This is a genomic window from Microcoleus sp. PH2017_12_PCY_D_A, from assembly GCF_020738565.1.
GTDB lineage: Bacteria > Cyanobacteriota > Cyanobacteriia > Cyanobacteriales > Microcoleaceae > Microcoleus.
Genome location: NZ_JAEQCI010000068.1, coordinates 1 through 20,078, shown reverse-complemented (window position 1 = coordinate 20,078; position 20,078 = coordinate 1). Strand labels below are relative to the sequence as shown.

The 20,078-nt window shown below is 46.7% G+C and carries 15 protein-coding genes and 1 pseudogene; 10 read left to right on the top strand and 6 right to left on the bottom strand.

Features of this window, described 5'->3' with window-relative positions:
• The first annotated feature begins 4 nt into the window (after positions 1 to 4).
• Together JGK39_RS20185 and JGK39_RS20180 are read left to right on the top strand one after the other, a co-directional pair.
• Positions 5 to 145 carry a hypothetical protein gene (locus JGK39_RS20185; protein ID WP_293254931.1) on the top strand — a complete coding sequence of 47 codons (141 nt, stop codon included), beginning with the start codon at positions 5 to 7 and terminating at the stop codon, positions 143 to 145.
• A gap of 378 nt (positions 146 to 523) precedes the next feature.
• Entirely contained in the window at positions 524 to 2,671 is a 2,148-nt protein-coding gene (locus JGK39_RS20180) for a phosphodiester glycosidase family protein (protein WP_293254928.1), read from the top strand.
• Between the two features lie 67 nt (positions 2,672 to 2,738).
• On the opposite strand, the gene JGK39_RS20175 is transcribed toward JGK39_RS20180, so the two are convergent.
• A complete protein-coding gene (locus JGK39_RS20175; protein WP_293254925.1) occupies positions 2,739 to 3,566 on the bottom strand; it encodes an alpha/beta hydrolase in 828 nt (275 codons plus the stop codon).
• A 60-nt stretch (positions 3,567 to 3,626) separates the two neighbouring features.
• Between JGK39_RS20175 and gcvH the strand changes: the two genes are divergently transcribed.
• From gcvH to JGK39_RS20135, 8 genes are all read left to right on the top strand, one after another.
• Positions 3,627 to 4,016, top strand: coding sequence for a glycine cleavage system protein GcvH (gene gcvH, locus JGK39_RS20170; protein WP_293254922.1), 390 nt, complete (start codon positions 3,627 to 3,629; stop codon positions 4,014 to 4,016).
• 354 nt (positions 4,017 to 4,370) lie between these two features.
• On the top strand, positions 4,371 to 7,367 hold the full coding sequence (gene gcvP / locus JGK39_RS20165; protein ID WP_293254919.1) for an aminomethyl-transferring glycine dehydrogenase: 2,997 nt from the start codon (positions 4,371 to 4,373) through the stop codon (positions 7,365 to 7,367).
• A gap of 397 nt (positions 7,368 to 7,764) precedes the next feature.
• Positions 7,765 to 9,147 (top strand): serine/threonine-protein kinase, encoded by a 1,383-nt coding sequence (locus tag JGK39_RS20160; RefSeq protein WP_293297228.1) that lies wholly within the window; start codon positions 7,765 to 7,767, stop codon positions 9,145 to 9,147.
• 488 nt (positions 9,148 to 9,635) lie between these two features.
• The gene (locus JGK39_RS20155) at positions 9,636 to 9,980 is read left to right on the top strand and encodes a XisI protein (protein WP_293297225.1); all 345 of its coding nucleotides are present in this window, start codon (positions 9,636 to 9,638) and stop codon (positions 9,978 to 9,980) included.
• A gap of 205 nt (positions 9,981 to 10,185) precedes the next feature.
• On the top strand, positions 10,186 to 10,434 hold the full coding sequence (locus JGK39_RS20150; protein WP_293248245.1) for an AbrB/MazE/SpoVT family DNA-binding domain-containing protein: 249 nt from the start codon (positions 10,186 to 10,188) through the stop codon (positions 10,432 to 10,434).
• Complete coding sequence (locus tag JGK39_RS20145) at positions 10,428 to 10,781, top strand: type II toxin-antitoxin system PemK/MazF family toxin (protein WP_293248248.1); 354 nt, start codon at positions 10,428 to 10,430, stop codon at positions 10,779 to 10,781. The genes JGK39_RS20150 and JGK39_RS20145 overlap by 7 nt, the downstream gene beginning before the upstream one ends.
• 175 nt (positions 10,782 to 10,956) lie before the next feature.
• Positions 10,957 to 12,324 (top strand): protein kinase, encoded by a 1,368-nt coding sequence (locus JGK39_RS20140; RefSeq protein WP_293248251.1) that lies wholly within the window; start codon positions 10,957 to 10,959, stop codon positions 12,322 to 12,324.
• Entirely contained in the window at positions 12,324 to 14,006 is a 1,683-nt protein-coding gene (locus tag JGK39_RS20135) for a glycoside hydrolase family 44 protein (RefSeq protein ID WP_293248254.1), read from the top strand. Before JGK39_RS20140 ends, JGK39_RS20135 begins: the two co-directional genes overlap by 1 nt.
• Positions 14,007 to 14,192: 186 nt before the next feature.
• Here the strand turns inward: JGK39_RS20135 and JGK39_RS20130 are convergent, their stop codons facing one another.
• The 5 genes and pseudogenes from JGK39_RS20130 to JGK39_RS20110 form a co-directional block, all read right to left on the bottom strand.
• Positions 14,193 to 15,065: an MBL fold metallo-hydrolase gene (locus JGK39_RS20130; RefSeq protein WP_293248257.1), complete on the bottom strand. Its 873-nt coding sequence runs from the start codon at positions 15,063 to 15,065 to the stop codon at positions 14,193 to 14,195.
• Between the two features lie 238 nt (positions 15,066 to 15,303).
• The gene (locus JGK39_RS20125) at positions 15,304 to 16,551 is read right to left on the bottom strand and encodes an HhoA/HhoB/HtrA family serine endopeptidase (protein WP_293248260.1); all 1,248 of its coding nucleotides are present in this window, start codon (positions 16,549 to 16,551) and stop codon (positions 15,304 to 15,306) included.
• A gap of 556 nt (positions 16,552 to 17,107) precedes the next feature.
• Entirely contained in the window at positions 17,108 to 18,190 is a 1,083-nt protein-coding gene (locus JGK39_RS20120; RefSeq protein ID WP_293248263.1) for an AI-2E family transporter, read from the bottom strand.
• Positions 18,191 to 18,452: 262 nt separating this feature from the next.
• The gene (locus JGK39_RS20115; RefSeq protein WP_293248266.1) at positions 18,453 to 19,511 is read right to left on the bottom strand and encodes a D-alanine--D-alanine ligase family protein; all 1,059 of its coding nucleotides are present in this window, start codon (positions 19,509 to 19,511) and stop codon (positions 18,453 to 18,455) included.
• Between the two features lie 188 nt (positions 19,512 to 19,699).
• Positions 19,700 to 20,078, bottom strand: a pseudogene (locus JGK39_RS20110) (hypothetical protein); the annotation flags it as partial.

The following is a 20,078-nucleotide window of genomic DNA, read 5'->3' as shown; positions in this document are numbered from 1 at the left end:
GTAGATGCTGCCTGTACGTAACGCTGAAACCCTGTTTGAAGATTCTAAATTATCTCGATCGAATCGCTTCGGAGATGTCTCATACAATACGCTGCTGTTAGAAAGCAACGATCCTTTGAAGAATCGCTACCCAGCAACTAGATAGATTGCAGGCGATTAAGATCCCGATAGCTGCGCTTCACGAGTTTTTTGTGTGTTTTTTCCTGAGTCCGCTCGATCCCCTTGCAGCCAACATCAGTAGATAGTAACTCTAACTTTATTTTGCTCGCTGCGGTGTTTAGTTGCTTTCGTCAGCGCCCCCTGACACAAAAGACACCTGCTCGCGGGCGTGAGTAGGTGCAAGTAGTGTTGTAGCAGCGAGGCTCACAACTAATGAAACCCTGCCTTATATTATGCAGCTAACTACAGCCAACTACACAGCCAAAGAGATTAAGATTATCCAATAAAATTAGAATTTTTTACCGTTGTGCTGTATTGCAGGCGTTTTTGAAGGTTAATGGTTTTAGGTTTCCAGAATAAAAAAATGCACATTAGACAAAAACGGCTAGTAGCAGCTAACATCCGGCGATCGAGTGTTTGGCCCTGGATGTTGTCAGTCTCGATTTCGCCCGTATTGGCGATCGTCCTGAGCTCTGTCTGGAATTTGGCGGGGAGAGCTCAGTCGGGGGAGAGGGCTGGGCTGATTCATGCTTCCACAGCCCGCCAGGGAATGAATTCCCTGGCTGATAGCGAAAGTCGGTTAAAACCGACTCAAATGCCAACCCACAGTCCTCTTCAGAGGACTTCAGCTATAAGAGGGGGAATTCATTCCCTGTCGGAGTATCGGTTTTTGACTCAATCTATACCGCCAGTTGCCAGAATTAAACAAGGCCGCCAAGTCTCTCTCAACGGCCGCATTCTGCCCTTAGCTTGGACTCAGCAGCCAACAAACAGCACATCTACTAATTTCCGAACTTGGATTGCGGATGTTGGCTTAATGCAATCTGCCGGAGTGGATTTACTCAATACAGCCGACAGTACAAAACAACCTGTACAGTGGTTTTCCGTATCTTTGACTAATGCTCAAAGTTTGAGGGCGCGATCGACTGGGGCGTATCGTTACTTAGATATTACCGATTTTGCTAAACTTGCTGGCTGGCAAATATCGATCGACAACAATCTCCTAAAAATCAGCACTCAAACTGCAAATGTCACCGGAATTCGGCAAGCAGCCAGAGAAACGGGCGATCGCATTGTCGTGGATCTCGATCGCAGCGCCCCGTGGCAAGTCAACTTTGTCGATACACCAAGTCCATCGCCAACAGACGACCCCACAAAGCCCGCTATCCCTTTGCAGGTCAGCCCCGCAGCGCCAAACCTCGAAACACCAGACGACCCGACAAAACCAGCATTCTCGCAGCCGCTAGCACCCGTACAGCAGATAACCAGTCAAGAATGGTCGATCGCGATCGATGCCAAAGTCGATCGCACTTTTGTCGATCGCATTTTTGCAACCAGTCAGCAATTGCGATCGCTAAAAATCGAACCTGCGGGGAATCAAACCAGAATCAAAGTAAAAATTCCCTTAGGCTGGCGGCCACAAGTTTTCAGTTTAGGAAATCCCCATCGATTAGTAATCGACATTCGGCCAGACTCGTTAGTAGAAAAAGACATTGCTTGGGCGGCCGGAGTTCGATGGAGACAACAGTATCAAAATTTAGGAACAGCTCGTTTCCCCGTATATTCCTTAGAAGTAAATCCGCGTCAATCAGGAGTTAAAATTCGACCGCTGTTGAGCAATCCGCCGACAGAGAGAGGCACTGCACCTTTACTGCAAACAGCAGAACTTTCGGGAACTGCTGCTGCAATTAACGCCGGATTTTTCAATCGCATCAACCGACTAGCTTTAGGTGCGATTCGGCGGGATACTAAATGGCTTTCCGGGCCGATATTGAATCGCGGGGCGATCGCCTGGAACGATCGGGGTGAATTTGCGATCGATCGTTTGACTTTGCAAGAAACTTTGATAACTCCTGCGAATCAGCGTTTGCTTGTTTCACAGTTAAATAGTGCCTACGTAGAATCGGGAATCGGTCGTTACAATCCCGATTGGGGAGCGAGTTATACTCCGTTTTCCGACAATGAAATAGTTGTAACAGTTGCGGGCGATCGAGTTGTCAGCCAATCCCCCGGAGGTGCGGCGACAAAAACAAATTTTCCAATTCCCGGAAACGGTTATATTTTAGCTTTGCGTTCCGATTTTTCCCCTGCATCCCAATTGGTAGCAGGAAATTTATTGCGTTTAGAAACTAACACAATTCCGGCTAATTTCAACCGCTTTCCCTACATTCTCGGTGGCGGGCCGGTGTTGGTACAAAACAGTCGAGTGGCTGTGGATGCTAAGGCGGAAGGCTTTAGCGACGCCTATGTTCGACAGACGGCGATTCGGAGTGCGATCGGTCGAACTGCTGCGGGGAATTTGCTAATTGTAGCGGTGCACAACCGCGCGGGCGGGGCCGGCCCAAATTTCGCGGAACTGGCGCAGATTTTGCAGCAAATGGGTGCTGTGGAGGCTTTAAACTTGGATGGGGGAAGTTCGACGAGTTTGTATTTGGGAGGGAGTTTGCTCGATCGCCCGCCGTCTACTGCTGCGAGAGTCCATAATGCGATCGGCATCTTCATTCAACCTTAAATAAATCAAAGGTTCGTAGTAAGGACTTCAGTCCTTCTTTCTGAGGACTAAAGTCCTCACTACAAACTTAATTGCCGATCGCACGAACAAACCTTCGCAAAGTGGTAGCATAGCGATCGCCCGCCACCTCCATTAAATCGTTGTGTCCGGCGCGATCGACCCAAAAATTCAGTTTCGGCTGCTTAGCGGCCGCAAAAAGCTGCTCTGAGTGCCAAAACGGCACCACTCGATCGGCCTTACCGTGAATCACTAAAACGGGCGATCGTACTTTACCAATTTTATCAACATTCACAAACTTATCGATCGGGAAAAGCGGAATCCGCGTCAACACCCGAAAAACTGAAACAAAGGAACTTTCAACCACCAAACCTCCCACAGATTGGCGCGAAGCCAAATCAACAGCCGGCCCGCCACCAACAGAACGCCCGTACAGAATAATCTGCTTGGGCGGAACTCGCAACTGTTCAGTTAAATAACCGTAAGCCGCGTCAATATCCCCATAAACATTATACTCAGAAGGTTTTCCCTCACTCGTCCCATAACCTTGATAGTCGTAAGCAAATACGGCAAACCCACTGTCTCGGATATCTCGCAACACCGACCAAATGTATCCCAAATCCTCTGCATTGCCGTGGCTGTAAAGTATGGTATATTGAGCTTGGGGGTTAGGAAAATGAACAGCAGAAATTTTCATGCCATTAGCTGAACTCAGTTTAATAATTTCCCTAGTATCCTGGTAGCCAGCAGCGGGAGGTTGAAAAATCAACCTGTCTGAAAAAAAAACAGCGTAAAGACACAGAAAAGCGTAGATAAAAATTATAGAACTCAAGACTCGTTGAAGAGAGAATTCCCCGAAAAGTAAAAGTTTCATATTTTTTTTATTCGAGTTAGCCATAACTCAATGCCCATAATTTAATAAAATTTAACTGATACTTTTTTACGGCGAGGAAATGACATGGCACTAACATACCCCGATGACCTGAAATACCTAGACACTCACGAATACATCCGACTCGAAGGGGAAATAGCCACCATCGGCATTAGCGCCTTTGCCGTTGACCAACTCGGTGATATTGTGTTTCTAGATTTGCCCGAAGTCGGCGCAGGGTTAGAAAAGGGCGAAGCTTTCGGTACGGTCGAGTCAGTTAAAGCAGTTGAAGACTTGAAAGCGCCTGTTACCGGTACAGTCGTAGAACGCAATGATGACATTATAGAGTCTCCCGAAAACTTGGCTGAAGACCCCTATGGCGCTGGCTGGTTTCTGAAAGTGCGCGTTGACAACGCTAGCGATGCAGATGATGCTTTGTCGGTTCAAGACTATCGCAAAATGGTAGAAGGGGAATAGGGCATGGGGCATGGGCCAAACAGGGCAATGGGGCATGGGGTTCCTTGATTCTTCCACAATCCGCCTGGGGTTCAAACCCCAGGCTAATAGCACAAGTCGTCTAAAGACGACTGATACCAAATCCGACTTAAATACCCCTTTGATCTCTTCGTCAGCTAAAGCAGACTTCGTTTAACTCGCTTTGCGGTTTCAACCACCGACTTTAATCTACAGTCGTCTTCAGACGACTTCTGCTATGAGACAGGGGTTTCAACCCCTGTCGGACTGCCGGACTTTGATAGACGCAGAAAATCTGCCTTGTTCTCTTTGCGAAATGTTACAAAGTAATAAGAAATCCATTCAGGAGAATCAGCCTTGGTACTCTACAGCCCACAACTTGAACCCAGCCAACAGCAAAACCTTTCCCCTATCGAGGGTTTTGCGGGGCGGCACATTGGCCCAACACCCAGCGAAATCCAGCAAATGCTAGATGTTTTGGGACTTTCCAGCCTTGATGAGTTAATTGACAAAACGGTTCCAGCAGCGATTCGCATGAATCAACCCCTACAACTTCCCGCAGCCAAAAGCGAGTACGCGGCTTTGGCAGAATTGAAAGAAATTGCTGCTAAAAATCACGTATTTCGATCGTACATCGGCACAGGATATCACAACTGCATCACACCCCCGGTCATCGGGCGAAACATCCTGGAAAATCCCGGCTGGTATACAGCCTACACTCCCTACCAAGCCGAAATTGCCCAAGGGAGATTGGAAGCTTTGCTGAACTTCCAAACCATGATAATCGAGCTCACCGGTTTGGAAATTGCTAACGCTTCCTTGCTGGATGAAGCGACTGCGGCGGCGGAAGCTATGGCGGTGAGTTACGGCGCTAATAAAAATAAAGCAAAAGCGTTTTTTGTGTCCCAAGATTGTCACCCTCAAACCGTGGAAGTGGTGCAAACTCGCGCTAAACCGCTGGGAATTGATGTGATTGTCGGCGACCATCAAAGCTTTGAGTGCGATCGTACAATTTTCGGCGCGCTCCTGCAATACCCGGCCACCGATGGCGCAATTTACGACTATACCGATTTTATTCGATCGGCACACCAAGCCGGCGCCTTAGTCACAGTAGCCGCCGATATTTTGAGTCTTTGCGTCCTCACACCCCCCGGCGAATTCGGCGCTGACATAGCCGTAGGAAGCACCCAGCGCTTCGGAGTGCCGATGGGATTCGGAGGGCCCCACGCAGCCTATTTCGCAACCAGAGAAGAGTTTAAACGGCAAGTTCCGGGACGAATTGTCGGCGTTTCCAAAGATGCTAACGGTAAATCTGCTTTGCGTTTGGCTTTGCAAACTCGCGAACAGCACATCCGCCGCGAAAAAGCAACTAGCAATATTTGTACCGCCCAAGTTTTGCTAGCAGTGATGGCGAGTATGTATGCTGTTTATCACGGCCCATCTGGACTCAAAAAAATTGCCGAACAAGTACGCAGTTTAACTGCGATTTTAGCATCTGGTCTTGCCAGCTTTGGATACAAAATTGGCGATCGACCTTTCTTTGATACTCTCCGGGTAGAATTGGGAGATAAGCCGCTATCGGAAGTTCTCCAAGCCGCTCAAAATCGCCACATTAATCTGCGGGTGTTCGATGAAACAACCGTCGGAATTACTCTGGATGAAACTGTCACCGCTGAAGATGTCAAAGAGTTGTGGAGAATCTTTGGACGGGAGAAGGATTATATCAGGGGTGACGGCGAGAATTCTCTGAGCGTTCCGCTGAATGCAGACGCCTTCACTTCCTATATGATGTTACCTGATTTTTGCGATCGCACAACCAGTTATCTCACCCATCCAGTTTTCAACAGCTACCATTCAGAAACCGAACTGTTGCGCTATATGCACCGCTTAGAAGCCAAGGATTTATCGCTAAATACATCGATGATTCCCCTAGGTTCTTGCACGATGAAATTGAACGCCACAGCCGAAATGGTTCCCGTGACATGGGCAGAATTTGGTAACATACATCCCTTTGCACCGCGCAACCAAACTCGCGGCTATCAAATGATGTTCGTGCAACTCGAACAGTGGCTGGCAGAAATCACAGGTTTTGCAGGAATTTCCTTGCAGCCAAACGCGGGTTCCCAGGGCGAATACGCGGGATTGTTAGTAATTCATCAATACCACGAACACCGAGGCGAATCTCACCGAAATATCTGTTTAATTCCCCAGTCCGCCCACGGCACAAATCCAGCTAGCGCGGTGATGGCTGGGATGAAAGTAGTTGCGGTTGATTGCGATTCCCAAGGCAATATTGATGTCGCCGACTTGCAGAAAAAAGCTGAAAAACACAAAAATGAGCTAGCTGCTTTGATGGTAACATATCCATCTACCCACGGCGTTTTTGAAGCAGAAATTAAAGAGATTTGCGAGATAGTTCACAACTGCGGCGGACAAGTTTATATGGACGGCGCAAATATGAATGCTCAAGTTGGTTTGTGCCGCCCCGGTGATTTTGGTGCTGATGTTTGTCACTTGAATTTGCACAAAACTTTCTGTATTCCCCACGGCGGTGGCGGGCCGGGTATGGGGCCGATTGGAGTGATGTCTCATTTAGTGCCTTTCTTACCTGATGTTTCCGGAGATCCCCCCCAGCCCCCCTTAGCAAGGGGGGGGCAAGATTTGCCTAATCAATCGATTGATACCCGAACGAATGGGGAGAAAGATTGCAATTCTATAGGTGCTGTTTCGGCGGCGCCTTGGGGAAGTGCTAGCATTTTGACTATTTCTTGGATGTACATTCGGATGATGGGAGGAGTGGGTTTAACTGAGGCGACAAAAGTTGCAATTCTTAATGCTAATTACATGGCGCATCGGTTAGAATCCTATTATCCGGTTTTGTACAAAGGGAAATCGGGTTTGGTAGCGCACGAGTGCATTCTGGATTTGCGACTTCTCAAAAAATCCGCAGGTATTGAAGTCGAAGATATCGCCAAACGCCTGATGGATTACGGCTATCACGCGCCGACTGTTTCTTGGCCTGTTGCCGGTACGGTAATGGTGGAACCGACGGAAAGCGAATCGAAGCAGGAATTAGACCGTTTCTGCGATGCGATGATTGCGATTCGAGGGGAAATTGCGGAGATTGAAAAGGGTAATGCGGACGCGCAAAATAATGTGTTGAAAAATGCGCCGCACACCGCAGAATCTCTGATGGTTGATGAGTGGAACCGTCCTTATACTCGCGCGCAAGCTGCTTATCCGACTGCTTGGACTCGCGAATATAAGTTTTGGCCTGCGGTGGGTAGGATAGATAATGCGTTTGGCGATCGTAATTTTGTCTGTTCTTGCTTACCAATGGAGGCTTACACTTAAGATTGAAACCGGGTTTTTTCCCAAATTAAAACTGTCACCTAAATCTCGGAAAAAACCCGGTTTCTGAACCTCGCACAAAGCCCCAAGAAACCGGGTTTTTGCGACAATACCCCACTAAAACCCTAAAACCCCGAAAAAACCCGGTTTCTGGCCTCACGCGAAGACTCCAAGAAACCGGGTTTTTGCGACAATACCTAACTCAAACCCAAAAACCCCGAAAAAACCCGGTTTCTCGCCTCACCCAAGGCCTCAAGAAACCGGGTTTTTATGAGAATTTTCGCCACCGCCGACAACCTCCGAAAAAACCCGGTTTCTCAACCTCACCCAAAGCCCTCAACCAAAATTCCCCCATCTCAGCTATAATCAAAACCATCCTCTCCACCCCCACATACCCGCCATGAGGCACTGGGAACCCGAACAACAACTCCAAAACGGCAAGTACATCATCGAAGCCATCCTCGGTGGCGGCGCATTCGGAGTCACCTACCGCGCCCAACAACCCAAAGAAAATAAAGTAGTCGCCATCAAAACCCTAAATGCCAACGTTCAAGGTAAACCCAACTTTCGCGAATTACAGGATAAATTTCTTAACGAAGCTATATCTTTAGCCAGGTGCCATCATCCCCACGTTGTCGAAGTTTACGGAGTGTTTTCCGAAATGGTCGGAAATATCCAATTGTGGTGCATGGTGATGGAATTAATCGACGGCACTAACTTAGCAGAATATCTCGAAGATAACGGCATTTTGTCCGAAGCGAAAGCTTTGCCAATAATTCAACAAGCCGGAAGCGCCCTGAGTTTTGTTCACCAGCAGGGACTTACTCACCTTGATGTTAAACCCGAAAATATTATGCTCAGAAAGCGGGGTTTTGAAGCAGTTTTGATTGATTTTGGCATAGCGCGACAGGCGACGACACCGGGGAAATTGAGGACAAATACTAATTCCGGTACAAAGTCTTACGCACCTATTGAATTATCAGAAAAACGGGGCGAACTTGGTGCTTATACTGATGTTTATTCCCTAGCAGCAACGCTTTATGTCATGTTGACTGGTGAGTTGCCCTTTCCCTCGCAATTCAGGAAGCAAAATATTCCTTTAACTCCGCCAAAGCAATTCAATTCTGAGATTAGCGACAGAGTGAATGCGGCGATTATGAAAGGGATGGAGTTGGAACCGCCAAATCGCCCGCAGTCGGTGCAGGAATGGTTGGATTTGGTGATGCCTAAAAAACCTGCTTTGGATTTAGGGATGCTTGAAAAGGCGGAGACAGTGCAATTTAATTTGTTAGATTTAGTGATGCTGAAATCTGTGGCTACTGAGACTACGCGAGTGATTTCAGCCGTGGGAATGGATTATATAAACTTGCGGAATTTATTAGCAGCAGGAAAGTGGAAAGAATCCGATAAGGAAACGGCGAGAGTGATGTTGAAGGTGGCGGGTAGGGAAGAAGAAATATGGCTAGAGACAGAAAGTATTGATAAATTTCCCTGCGAGGACTTGCGTACTATTGACGAACTTTGGGTACAATACAGCGATGGGCGCTTCGGCTTTTCGGTGCAGAAGCGCATCTATCAAAGTTTGGGAGGAACTAGGGAATATGATAGTAAAATATGGGAAGCTTTTGGCGATCGGGTAGGATGGCGCGTGAATGAAGAATGGTTGTACTACAAAAATCTAAAATTTAACACCAAAGCACCAGGACACCTCCCTGGGGGTTGGTGGATGGGAAGGGATTGTTTTGTTTGTTTGGGTTGTATTCTCTCGCGTCAAGACTTGTAAAGTGTAACATCTAAGCGTTACAGGATTTCGTAAAGATTTATAACCAAGCCCAAAACCACGAAGCCTTACCTAGTCTACGTTTGCGACGGGGTTGTCGGGACATAACGAGCAAATAATCAAAGTAAAATCAATCTAAGAAACCGGGTTTCTGCGATAATTTACGCATCATCACCCAGATTCAGGAAGAAACCCGGTTTCTGACTCCCCACCAACAGCCTCCAAACTCCATAAGCACCGCGCAAAATCTAAGAAACCGGGTTTCTACGAGTATCTAAACATCCTCACCGAGATTTAGGAAGAAACCCGGTTTCTGAGCACCGTGCTACATCCAAGAAACCGGGTTTCTGCGATAATTTATGTATCATCACCGAGATTTAGGAAGAAACCCGGTTTCTGTCGCCCCACCCATCACCCCCAATTCAATTAATCGTAAACAGACATCAACTTCCCCTAATAGTCGTCAATACAGAAGTAGAGGAAATAGTACAATGGATAAACTAACAGAGTATCCCAAATTAATCGATCGCATTTTAACCGAATATATAGAATTGTGCAATCGCCGTCCTCAACCAGACATCGAAACCTTCTTAATTACCGACGCACAAAACGGTCATTATATGTGGATGAATCTTGGCTGGCAAAAGGGAGAACGCATTACTGGGATGACTGTCTACGTTCGGATTCGCGATGGCAAATTCTGGATTGAGGAAGACTGGACAGAAGATGGAATCGCAACAGATTTAGTGCGTGCAGGGGTTCCCAAGGAAGATATTGTATTGGCATTTCATGAGCCTGGAATGCGGCAGTACACGGATTTTGCAGTAGCTTCCTAGCACTTCAAGGAATTTTCATGAAAAACATAATTCAATTAACGCAGCCTGAATTAGGAACTGACTGGGCGGTTGAAACTTTAGGATTAAAGACAGAGATTGCAGTGAGTCAAGCAAAACAAAAGAGGGGCTAATAAATATGCAAATATGTTGAAGTTGAACGCCATCTGTTATAATAGATAGACCTGAGCGTTAACATTGCAAATGTATGACAGCAACAATACACATCAGCAAACTCGGTAACTCCTTGGCTTTACCAATACCCGACGACATTGTAAAATTTCTCAACCTGAAAGACAATGATTCAGTAATTTGCAGCATAGAAAATGGGAAACTGGTCGTAGAGCTGGTCAATAATAAAATCTCAAAATATACTCTAGATGAATTATTGGCAGGCGAAATAGAATCTAGCGAAGAAGTCTCTTGGGGAAAACCAGAAGGAGAAGAAGTTTGGTAAACTATATTCCCGAACGAGGTCATTTCATTCGCCTCAATTTTGACCCCCAAGCAGGACACGAACAAATGGGAATTAGACCTGCACTGGTTGTGAGTCAAACTAAATTTAACCGAAAAATGGGGTTTGTTTTTGTCTGCCCTATTAGCAACACACAACGCAAAAATCCGTTTTATGTTCCGATTCCCGAAGGTGAAGCGGTAACAGGTTTAATTATGACAGACCAACTGCGTTCTTTAGATTATCGCGCAAGGCAAGCAAGTTTTATTAGTGAATGTCCGCGAGATGTAATTCAGGAAGTGTTGAGTCGAATTCAACCTATTTTGTTTGAAAATGTAAATGTTGAGTGAGGAGTAATTAATCATTGAGGATAAGGCAGTGCCGTATCCCTACGGAAATAAGGCGCAATTTATGCGTACAAAACTTACTCATTTCGACCAAAGAAACCGGGTTTTTCCAGGATTTAAGGCTGTGATGCAATATTTTTGCCAAAAACCCGGTTTCTAGAATTAATCCTAAATTAAAATGACCTCAAAAATCACCCTCACCATCACCGCAGGCAATCTCAAAGGTCAAGAATTCACCTTTGAATCCCGCACAACTTGCATCATCGGCCGCGCCAAAGATTGCTATCCAAAAATTCCCGACGATGACAAACACCGCACTATTTCCCGCTATCACTGCTTGCTAGATATCAATCCTCCCGATATCCGAGTGCGGGATTTTGGTAGCAAAAATGGTACGTTTGTTAACGGCGAAAAAATTGGTCAGCGAGAAGCACATCAAACTCCCGAAGAAGCCGCAAATATCCAATTCCCTGAATTTGACTTGCAGGGGGGAGATGAATTTACACTCAGCGATACTTCCTTTCGAGTTGGCATTGCCCTTGACCCGGAAATTGCTAAAACTATCCAATCGGAAAAACCCCCGACTATTCCCCCAAATCAACCGCAACTGTGGGAAATGCTGAAAGCTTTTCTGTTAAAAGCTGTCGGTAATGACAAGAATATCGGAGTTCTCGGCGATTATGTGTTGCTAAAAGAGTTGGGTAAGGGTGGTTTTAGTTTAGTGTATCTGGCAGAACACAAGCGGACAAAAGAACAAATTGCGCTGAAAGTAATGCTGCCAAAAGTAGCGGCGAATCAGCGGGCTGTCAATTGGTTTTTGCGGGAAGTTGAAAATATGAAGTATTTAAAACATCCCCATGTGGTAAGTTTAAAAGAGTCTGGTTATGCTGATGAAACTTTCTTTTTTACGATGGAATACTGCAATGGTGGCAGCGTTGTTGATTTGATGGCAAAACGCGGTGTCGGAACTTTGCCTGTGGATGAAGCTGTGGCGATTATTTTGCAAGTTTTAGATGGTTTGTCTTACACGCACAATGCGGAAATTCCGCAGGTAAAATTGGCTGATGGCAGTTTTGGTAAAGGACGCGGTTTGATTCACCGCGATTTGAAGCCGGGGAATATTTTTCTGGCGAATGTGGGCGGGAAACAAGTTGCGAAGGTTGGAGATTATGGCTTAGCAAAGGCTTTTGATTTGGCGGGATTAAGCGGTCAAACTCTGACGGGAAGTGCGGTGGGGACGTTGGGTTTTATGCCGCGACAGCAGGTGATTGATTTTAAGTATGCAAAACCGGAGGTTGATGTGTGGGCGGCGGCGGCTTGTTTGTATGCGATGTTGACTGGGTGTTTGCCGCGCAATTTGCAGGGCCAAGACCCGTTTTTGGCTGTTTTGCAATGTGATGCTGTTCCAATTTGCGATCGCACTTCTACAATTCCCAAACCGCTAGCAAAGGTAATCGACTTAGCTTTAATCGACAATCCTGAAATTTATTACAAAAATGCAGTAGATTTTAAACAAGCTCTATTAAACACTATATCACAAAATTAATGAATCCACGATTTTTATGGCAGTCTCCCGAAAATAAACCTGGTTGGCTTGTCCTATTTTTATTGGGTTTAATCGCCGCTTTGGCGATCGCCCTAACAACAGCTTATATCAAAAATAGTATAGCCCAAACAGCCAATCCCACCTTATCTGTTGATGTTACAGCCGATCGCCATTCCATCAGTCCCGACATCTACGGTATGAACGATTTTGCCCTAGATCCCGCCCTCGCCAAAGAGTTGCGAATTCCGGTGGAACGCTGGGGCGCCAATCACACCAGCCGCTACAACTGGTTAGTCGATTCTTCCAACAGCGGCGATGACTTCTTTTTCGTCGGCGGCGGCGACAACAAAAACCCGATTCCCGGCGATTCTATCGATAAAATTGTCAAAACTAACCGCACAAACGGCAGTAAAAGCATCGTTACAATCCCGATAATTGGCTATGTAAATAAATTGAGCATCTGGAACTGCGGCTTTCGAGTATCCAAATACGGCGCGCAAGAAAAAACCAATCCCTACATTTTTCCCGAAGGCGATAAGTGCGGCAACGGGAAGCGTCCCGACGGCACTTTAATTACTAATAATAACCGCCTTGATGTTAGTATTGTCAGTAACCCAGATTTCCAAAAAGCTTGGGTTCAACATTTAGTTAAAACCCACGGTACTGCTGAATCGGGCGGCGTACAAATTTATCAAATGGACAACGAACCAAGCGGCTGGGGAAACACTCACCGCGACGTTCATCCCGAACCGACAAGTTATGACGAATTGCGCGATCGCACTTTCCAATATGCGTCAATGGTAAAAGCCACAGATCCCACCGCTAAGGTACTCGGGCCGTCGGATTTTGGCTGGCCGGTTTATGTGGATTCTCTGGTAAAAGGCGATCGCGAAAAACACGGCGGCGTCTGGTTTGCGCGGTGGTACTTGCAGCAAATGCGCGCCTACGAACAGCAAAAAGGCGTTCGGCTTCTCGACTATTTCGACGAACACTACTATCCTCTCGTCGATGACCTGTGTTTGGCGAATTGTCCCGCCGGCGATGCTAAGACGCAAGCAGCCCGGTTGCGATCGACTCGTTCGCTGTGGGACAGCACTTATACTGATGAAAGTTGGATTGGTAAATACAATCCGCCGCTAACAATTATACCCCGATTTCGAGAGTGGGTAAAGCAAGATTATCCCGGTACAAAGGTCGCAATTACTGAATACAATTGGGGCGGTTTGGAGTCGATGAACGGCGCCTTGACTCAAGCTGATATCCTGGGGATTTTTGGGCGGGAACAACTGGATTTAGCGACGCTGTGGGGGCCTCCGAAGTCCTCGGAACCGGGGGCCTATGCCTTCCGAACTTACATGAATTATGACGGTAAGGGCGGTAGATACGGCGATACTTGGGTGCGATCGCACAGCACGGATCAGGGGCTTTTGTCAATCTACGGAGCGCAACGCACGGGCGACGGTGCTTTGACGCTGGTAATCATTAACAAAACCAGCAAAAACTTGACCGGCAACTTGAGTCTGAAAGGCTTTAACCCCGCCGCCAAAGCTCAAGTTTACACCTACAGCGAGGCGAATTTGCGGGCGATCGTCCGTCAGAGCGATTTAAGTGTCAGCGCTGCTGGTTTTGGGGCAAATTACCCCTCTAATTCTATCACCTTGGTAGCCATTCCGAAGGCCTAAAAAACAAGTTCGTAGTAAGGACTTTAGTCCTTCTTCCTTGGGCCCCCGAAGTCAAGCTGGACGATCGCGCGATCGCTATCATTCCAATCTAATCGGTTTTGGTATGACTACCAACTTTTTTGGAAAGGACTAAAGTCCTTACTACGAACCGATCGCCGAGTTTGTAGTAAGGACTTTAGTCCTTATTTAATGAACCTCCATCCAAGCAACACATTTCTGCATTTGCTCGCCCATCGTTTCTCGATCGGCATTATACCTGCGGCCGTGCCCCGGCAACACCCATTCAAACTCATAATGAGCCAAATTCTGCATAGACTTGATTTGTTCCGGCCAAGAATACCAACAGGCTGTCCGAAAACCAATCAAATGCTGCAAACTTTCTGACCAAGCCAAATGATCGCCACTAAACAAAAACTTGTTATTATAAAGCAAAACCGTGTGACCTTTCGTATGACCCGGTACGGAAATAATTAACAAATCATCTGCTATTTGATGCGGCTCGCTGCCCGATAATTGAATTTCTACACTGCGAGTTCCAGCATTAATTTCGTCGGTGTGGAGAATGCGATCGCACCCAAAATGGTCGCGGTATTTTTGATGGTCTGCCACATCGTCGCGGTGAGTCAAATACAGATAGCGAATGCCACCCATTGCTTCTATGTTTTTGACTAGCGGCGGTACAAAACGGGGAGAATAAACTAAAATATTTCCTTCGGGGCGGACAATTAAATAGCTGGCCGCGCCGTAGGATTTCTCTGAGTGGTAGCCGCAGTGATAGATATTTTCTGTTACGAGTGCGGGCAAATGTTGCTGAACTTCTTTGATATTTTTCGGTTTTTCAACAGTGCCGATCGAACTTGTGGGACAAGACAAAAGAGCCGCGAGACCTCGCATTTCTGCTGTTTCGTTTGTGGGCTGTTGGTAAACCGCAGACTGTTCTCCGGCTTGAGTAAATACTTCCGGTGCCATCCACCGACAAGTATCGCAGTCAATGCAGCTACTATCTACGTAGAAATTACCGCTGATATTTTCGGGGCGGCGCAAATTGATGTGAGCCATTTTTTATACCTCTTAATCACAAATAGAAATTTTGGTAATTTAGTATAACTAGCATCCCCGACATCCCGCCGGGGGTTTAAACCCCCGTCTCAAAGCACAAGTCGGTTAAAACCGACTGATAATTACTCCCTTTTTATACCAAGTTTTAAAACTTTTTATTGACAGTAACTTAGTATCAGTCCTCTTGAGAGGACTTTCGCTTTGAGGCAGGGGTTTAAACCCCTGCCAGACTGTCGGACTACTGCTTTTGATTCGCTGGAAAAGCACCAGCTTTCAGGGCCACAGTCACAGGTTGTCCGCCGCGACTCAACTCAAGCTGCATATCCTTGCCTACGGTACTTTGCTCCACAATTTGCTGTACGCTGCCAGCATCGCTAACTTCTGTACCGTTGATTTTCTTGATCACGTCGGCCACGCGCACTCCGGCTTGTGACGCCGGAGAATTTTTCGCAACTCCCATAACTAACACGCCTTTATCTTCAGTCAGCCTCAATTTGGGGTTGGGATTTTTATTGAATTCTGCTTTGACTTCGGGAGTAATGGTCAACATCCGAACGCCGAGATAAGGATGTTCGGCTTTTCCGGTTGTTACTAATTGGTTGGCAATTTGTTGCGCCCGATCGATCGGAATCGCAAAACCCAACCCTTGGGCCCCTTCAATAATCGCCGTATTCATGCCGATAACTTGACCGCGCTGGTTCAGCAGCGGGCCGCCGGAATTGCCGGGGTTGATGGCGGCGTCGGTTTGAATAAAGCTGACGCGCTTGTCGGGAACGCCCACATCGGCGCTAGAACGGCCTGTAGCGCTAATAATACCGACTGTCACAGTATTGTCCAAACCGAGGGGATTGCCGATCGCGATCGCCCATTCTCCCGGCTGTAAATCTTCAGATTTACCCAAATTCACCACAGGCAAATTGGTAGCCTCAACTTTAACAACAGCCACATCAGTAACTGTATCTACACCCAAAACTTTGCCAGCCAATTCGCGGCCATCCTTCAGTTTTACCGTCACCGTATCGGCGCCATCAACAACGTGAGCGTTCGTCAAAATGCGGCCGTCGGAACCAAAAACAAAACCCGAACCAGATCCCCTTTGTACCCGATTTCCGGGCTGAGGCCCAATCGGAGAATCTGGGTCGAAGAAGCGGCGGAATTGTTCGGGAATCTCTTCTGGAGCTTGGTTTTTCACTGTGCGAGACGAGTTAATTCGTACCACTGCCGGGCCGACTTCCTGCACTACTTTAGTCACAAAATTAGAGTCTTGATTCGGCAATATATTTGCAGGTAAAGCTGAGATTGGCGCCGCGCTTGCAGGTTGTTCGGCTTTGATAGCATTAGAACTGCCAGGAACTTGCGAATTTAGGGCGTTGCAGCCGACAGTTGCCGTGGAGCCGAGCAAGACTAGGGATAAAAAAGCAAGTTTTTTCGGCACAGAAAAACGGCGAGAAGGTTGAATTTGATTAGACTTTTTGGGGGTTGACATAGTATTAATTTGGTAAGAGAATGGGCGAGACTTATAATTATGGTTTGGTAGTTTTAGCACTACCGTGCAATTAACTTAGAACTCAAGGTTCTTTCATTTTAATTGAAACATTTATGAGATGTGTTTGGGTGGTGGGATTTACCCTACAGGCTGGGGTAGAAACCAGACTGTTGCAGGCAAATTGTTGATTTTAGGTTGTCAGCGCGATCGCCCAGGGCGATCGCTGGCGAATTGCCACACCCTGCGATAATACCAACTACGGTAGCCGACCCGCATATTCCGCATTTCCTCCGAAGAAATCTTCATGGAATCAGTCCTATGATATCAGCGGTCACGACCGCAATCTAATTCGTTCGATCGTTCGGACTTCAGTCCTCATAATTTTCTGAGGACTGAAGTCCGAACGATCGAACCTGCAATCTAATTCGTTCGATCGTTCGGACTTCAGTCCTCATAATTTTCTGAGGACTGAAGTCCGAACGATCGAACCTGATAAGGGTTATTTTACAGGCTGCGATATCATTCCCAATTTTTCAATCTCAAATCTAAAATAGTATTATTGCTCCGTAGTTTCAATGGAACTAACCGCATCAATTTTCCTCGACTTGTTCCTCGAAGTTTCCAAAATATCAACAGTATTCTTAATAAAACCAGCCATCGGTACAGCAACCAACAAACCTGCTAGTCCGGCCACCTTAACTCCCACTAGCAGAGAAACTAAAATCCACACCGGATTGAGACCGATAAAACCACCTAATAATCGAGGAGCAACCCCGCTTTCAATTACTTGCTCTATGACTGTCGCGACAGCTAAAACTGTCACACCGAGCCAAAAGTTGTTTAATGTGATCAGCAAACTGACAACGCAAATACTAAAAGGTGCTCCGAAGGGAATCATCGTCATTACACCCACGCCCAAACCGAACAGCAGCCCGAAGGGAACTCGCAAAATTAAAAAAGCCACCGTCATCGACAGTCCCATCAAACCCGCCAAGGTTGCTTGTCCGACGAAGTAGTTGTGGAAGCTTCGCGCCAGCAACTGCCGCAATTGCAGGCTCTGTTTGGAGGGAAACCACTTAAACAATCCTTCCCACACGCGATCGCCGTGCAAGAGCAAGTAGAATGTCAGAACTATTGTCAGCAGAAAATTCACCACACTGTCTGCTGCACCCAAGCCAAATTTGAGGATTTCGCCGGTGAGAAACTGCAATTGAGTTGAAAGTCGATCGCTCAATTGAGTAGTCAAACCGCTAACATCAATAGGAAGACGGCGATTTTCCGCCCACTTGTGGAACGCTTCAATCTGTTCTGTACCAGAAACTATCCAAGTCGGCAATCGAGTCGCCAGTTCAGTGATTTGGTTCAGCAGAATCGGAGCCAGAGTCACACCTAAAACCACCAATATCAGTAAAGTTACGAACAATACCGACAAAACTGCGCGATCGCGCTTCAGCCCGTATTTGTGCAGAAAGCGTACTGGATAATCTAGCAAAAAAGAGAACACCGTAGCGATTACCAAAACAGTAATCAGAGCGCGAAAATATTCAAACACTAGGAGGGCTAACCAGCAGTTGAGTACCGCTAGAGGAAATAACAGTCCGTAAGTCCACCACTGCGGCAGTTGAGTGAAACGTCTCATCTAAGTTAACCGAGTTAAAATTTGAGATGCCAGATAGGAGATTGACACTGCTATTTGCCGTTTTCTGTTAACCATTTTATTGAGCATTTATTTATACCAGGCTGCTGAAAATTCCCAGTTGCTCGACCCGAATCGGAAATAGGGCTGCCGGCAGGCATTGCCTGCCACAACCATGTTATCTCGTTGACGCTGGTATGGATATATTACCTGCGGAATAACTTATTTTTTGCTATTTTTAGGAAAACCGTTTTAGGCTCTAGATTCAAGCTTTTTCGCCGTGCCGTTCGAGAGCTAATTGAATTAAACGGTCTGCTAATTCGGGGAAAGAAATACCATCGTGCGCCCACATTTGCGGATACATACTGGTAGCTGTAAATCCCGGGAAAGTGTTAATTTCGTTAATCAAAACTTCTCCGGTTGATTCAAGGTAGAAAAAGTCTACCCGCGCTAAACCGGCGGCGTCTATCGCTAAGAATGCTTGCACAGCCATTTCTTGGATTTGCGAGACGATCGCGCTGCTGACTTTTGCCGGGATAGAACACTCTGATTGTCCCTCGGTATATTTAGTTTCGTAGTCGTAGAAATCGCTTTGAAAAGAAATTTCTCCCACCGTTGAAGCCTTGGGGTTGTCGTTGCCCAAAACCGCACATTCTAACTCTCTAGCAACCACACCAGCTTCCACAATAATCCGCCTGTCGTAGCTGGCGGCGCTGTCGAGAGCGGCTTCTAACTCAGCGCGCGATCGAGCCTTAGAAATGCCCACAGACGAACCCAAATTAGCTGGTTTAATAAAGCAAGGATAGCCCAACTCAGCCTCAATTTTGTCGCACAGTTTGGGGAAAACGCAAGGATTCGACCAGATTTCGGAACGGTTGACAGCGATGTATTTTACCTGCGGCAAACCTGCGTGAGCAAAAGCCATTTTCATGGCTATTTTATCCATTCCCACCGCCGATCCCAAAACCCCGGAACCGACAAAAGGAACTTGCAATAATTTCAGCAACCCTTGCACCGTACCGTCTTCGCCGTTAGGGCCGTGCAAAACAGGAAACCAAACATCTACGCCATTAAAATTAGGAAACTGCCAAGCTTCTCCTGCTTGCGACTCTATTTCCAGAGGTTTTCCGGCGGCTAAAACTTGCTGCGGTAATGTTCCCGACAGCCAGCAGCCGTCTTTTTGGATATAAAAGGGCAGAACTTCGTATTTAGAGGCATTTTCCTCAGCAGCGAGGGCCCGGGCGATCGCCCGCGCCGAACTAATAGAGACTTCATGTTCGCCCGATCGCCCGCCGAATAACAGCCCTATCCGCATCTTCGTCATTTTTCAATCCCTCCCGGTACTTTTTGACAAATATACACGCAGATAGCGCAGCCAACGCAGAAATGAACGCTTTAAGACTACTTATCCCCTCCCTTCCACTCTTCCTCTGTGTCCTCTGCGCCCTCTGCGGTAAAAAAATATATCTTGTTAGAACAATCCGAGACTCTAGCAAATATTATTTATCAAGGTTACTGAGGCTGTACGGGTTGCACAAAACTGCTGTTAGCCTGAACAAAACAATTACTCGGCCCGCCAGTACCCTCACTTTTTTCTATAAAAAACCAAGGTTGACGTTGGGCATCGTACAAAACCCCCAATCCGCTAGGGCCCAGATAGATTTCAAAATTCTGCCCTGGTTTCAAAGTACCAACTACAGGCCAACTGCCAATATTTAAATTTACCTTGCTTCCAGGGTCTTCTATTTCCTGAATAGAGTGCGGGCCCATGCGACATTTAACACCGTTCGGGTCTGAATTTGGGTAGTGCCCTGAAGGAAAGGATCGGAGTAAGCTATAATTAGAGAAGTGTTTCCCATAGCGTGATATGACATTAGAAATTAGTTGCCCT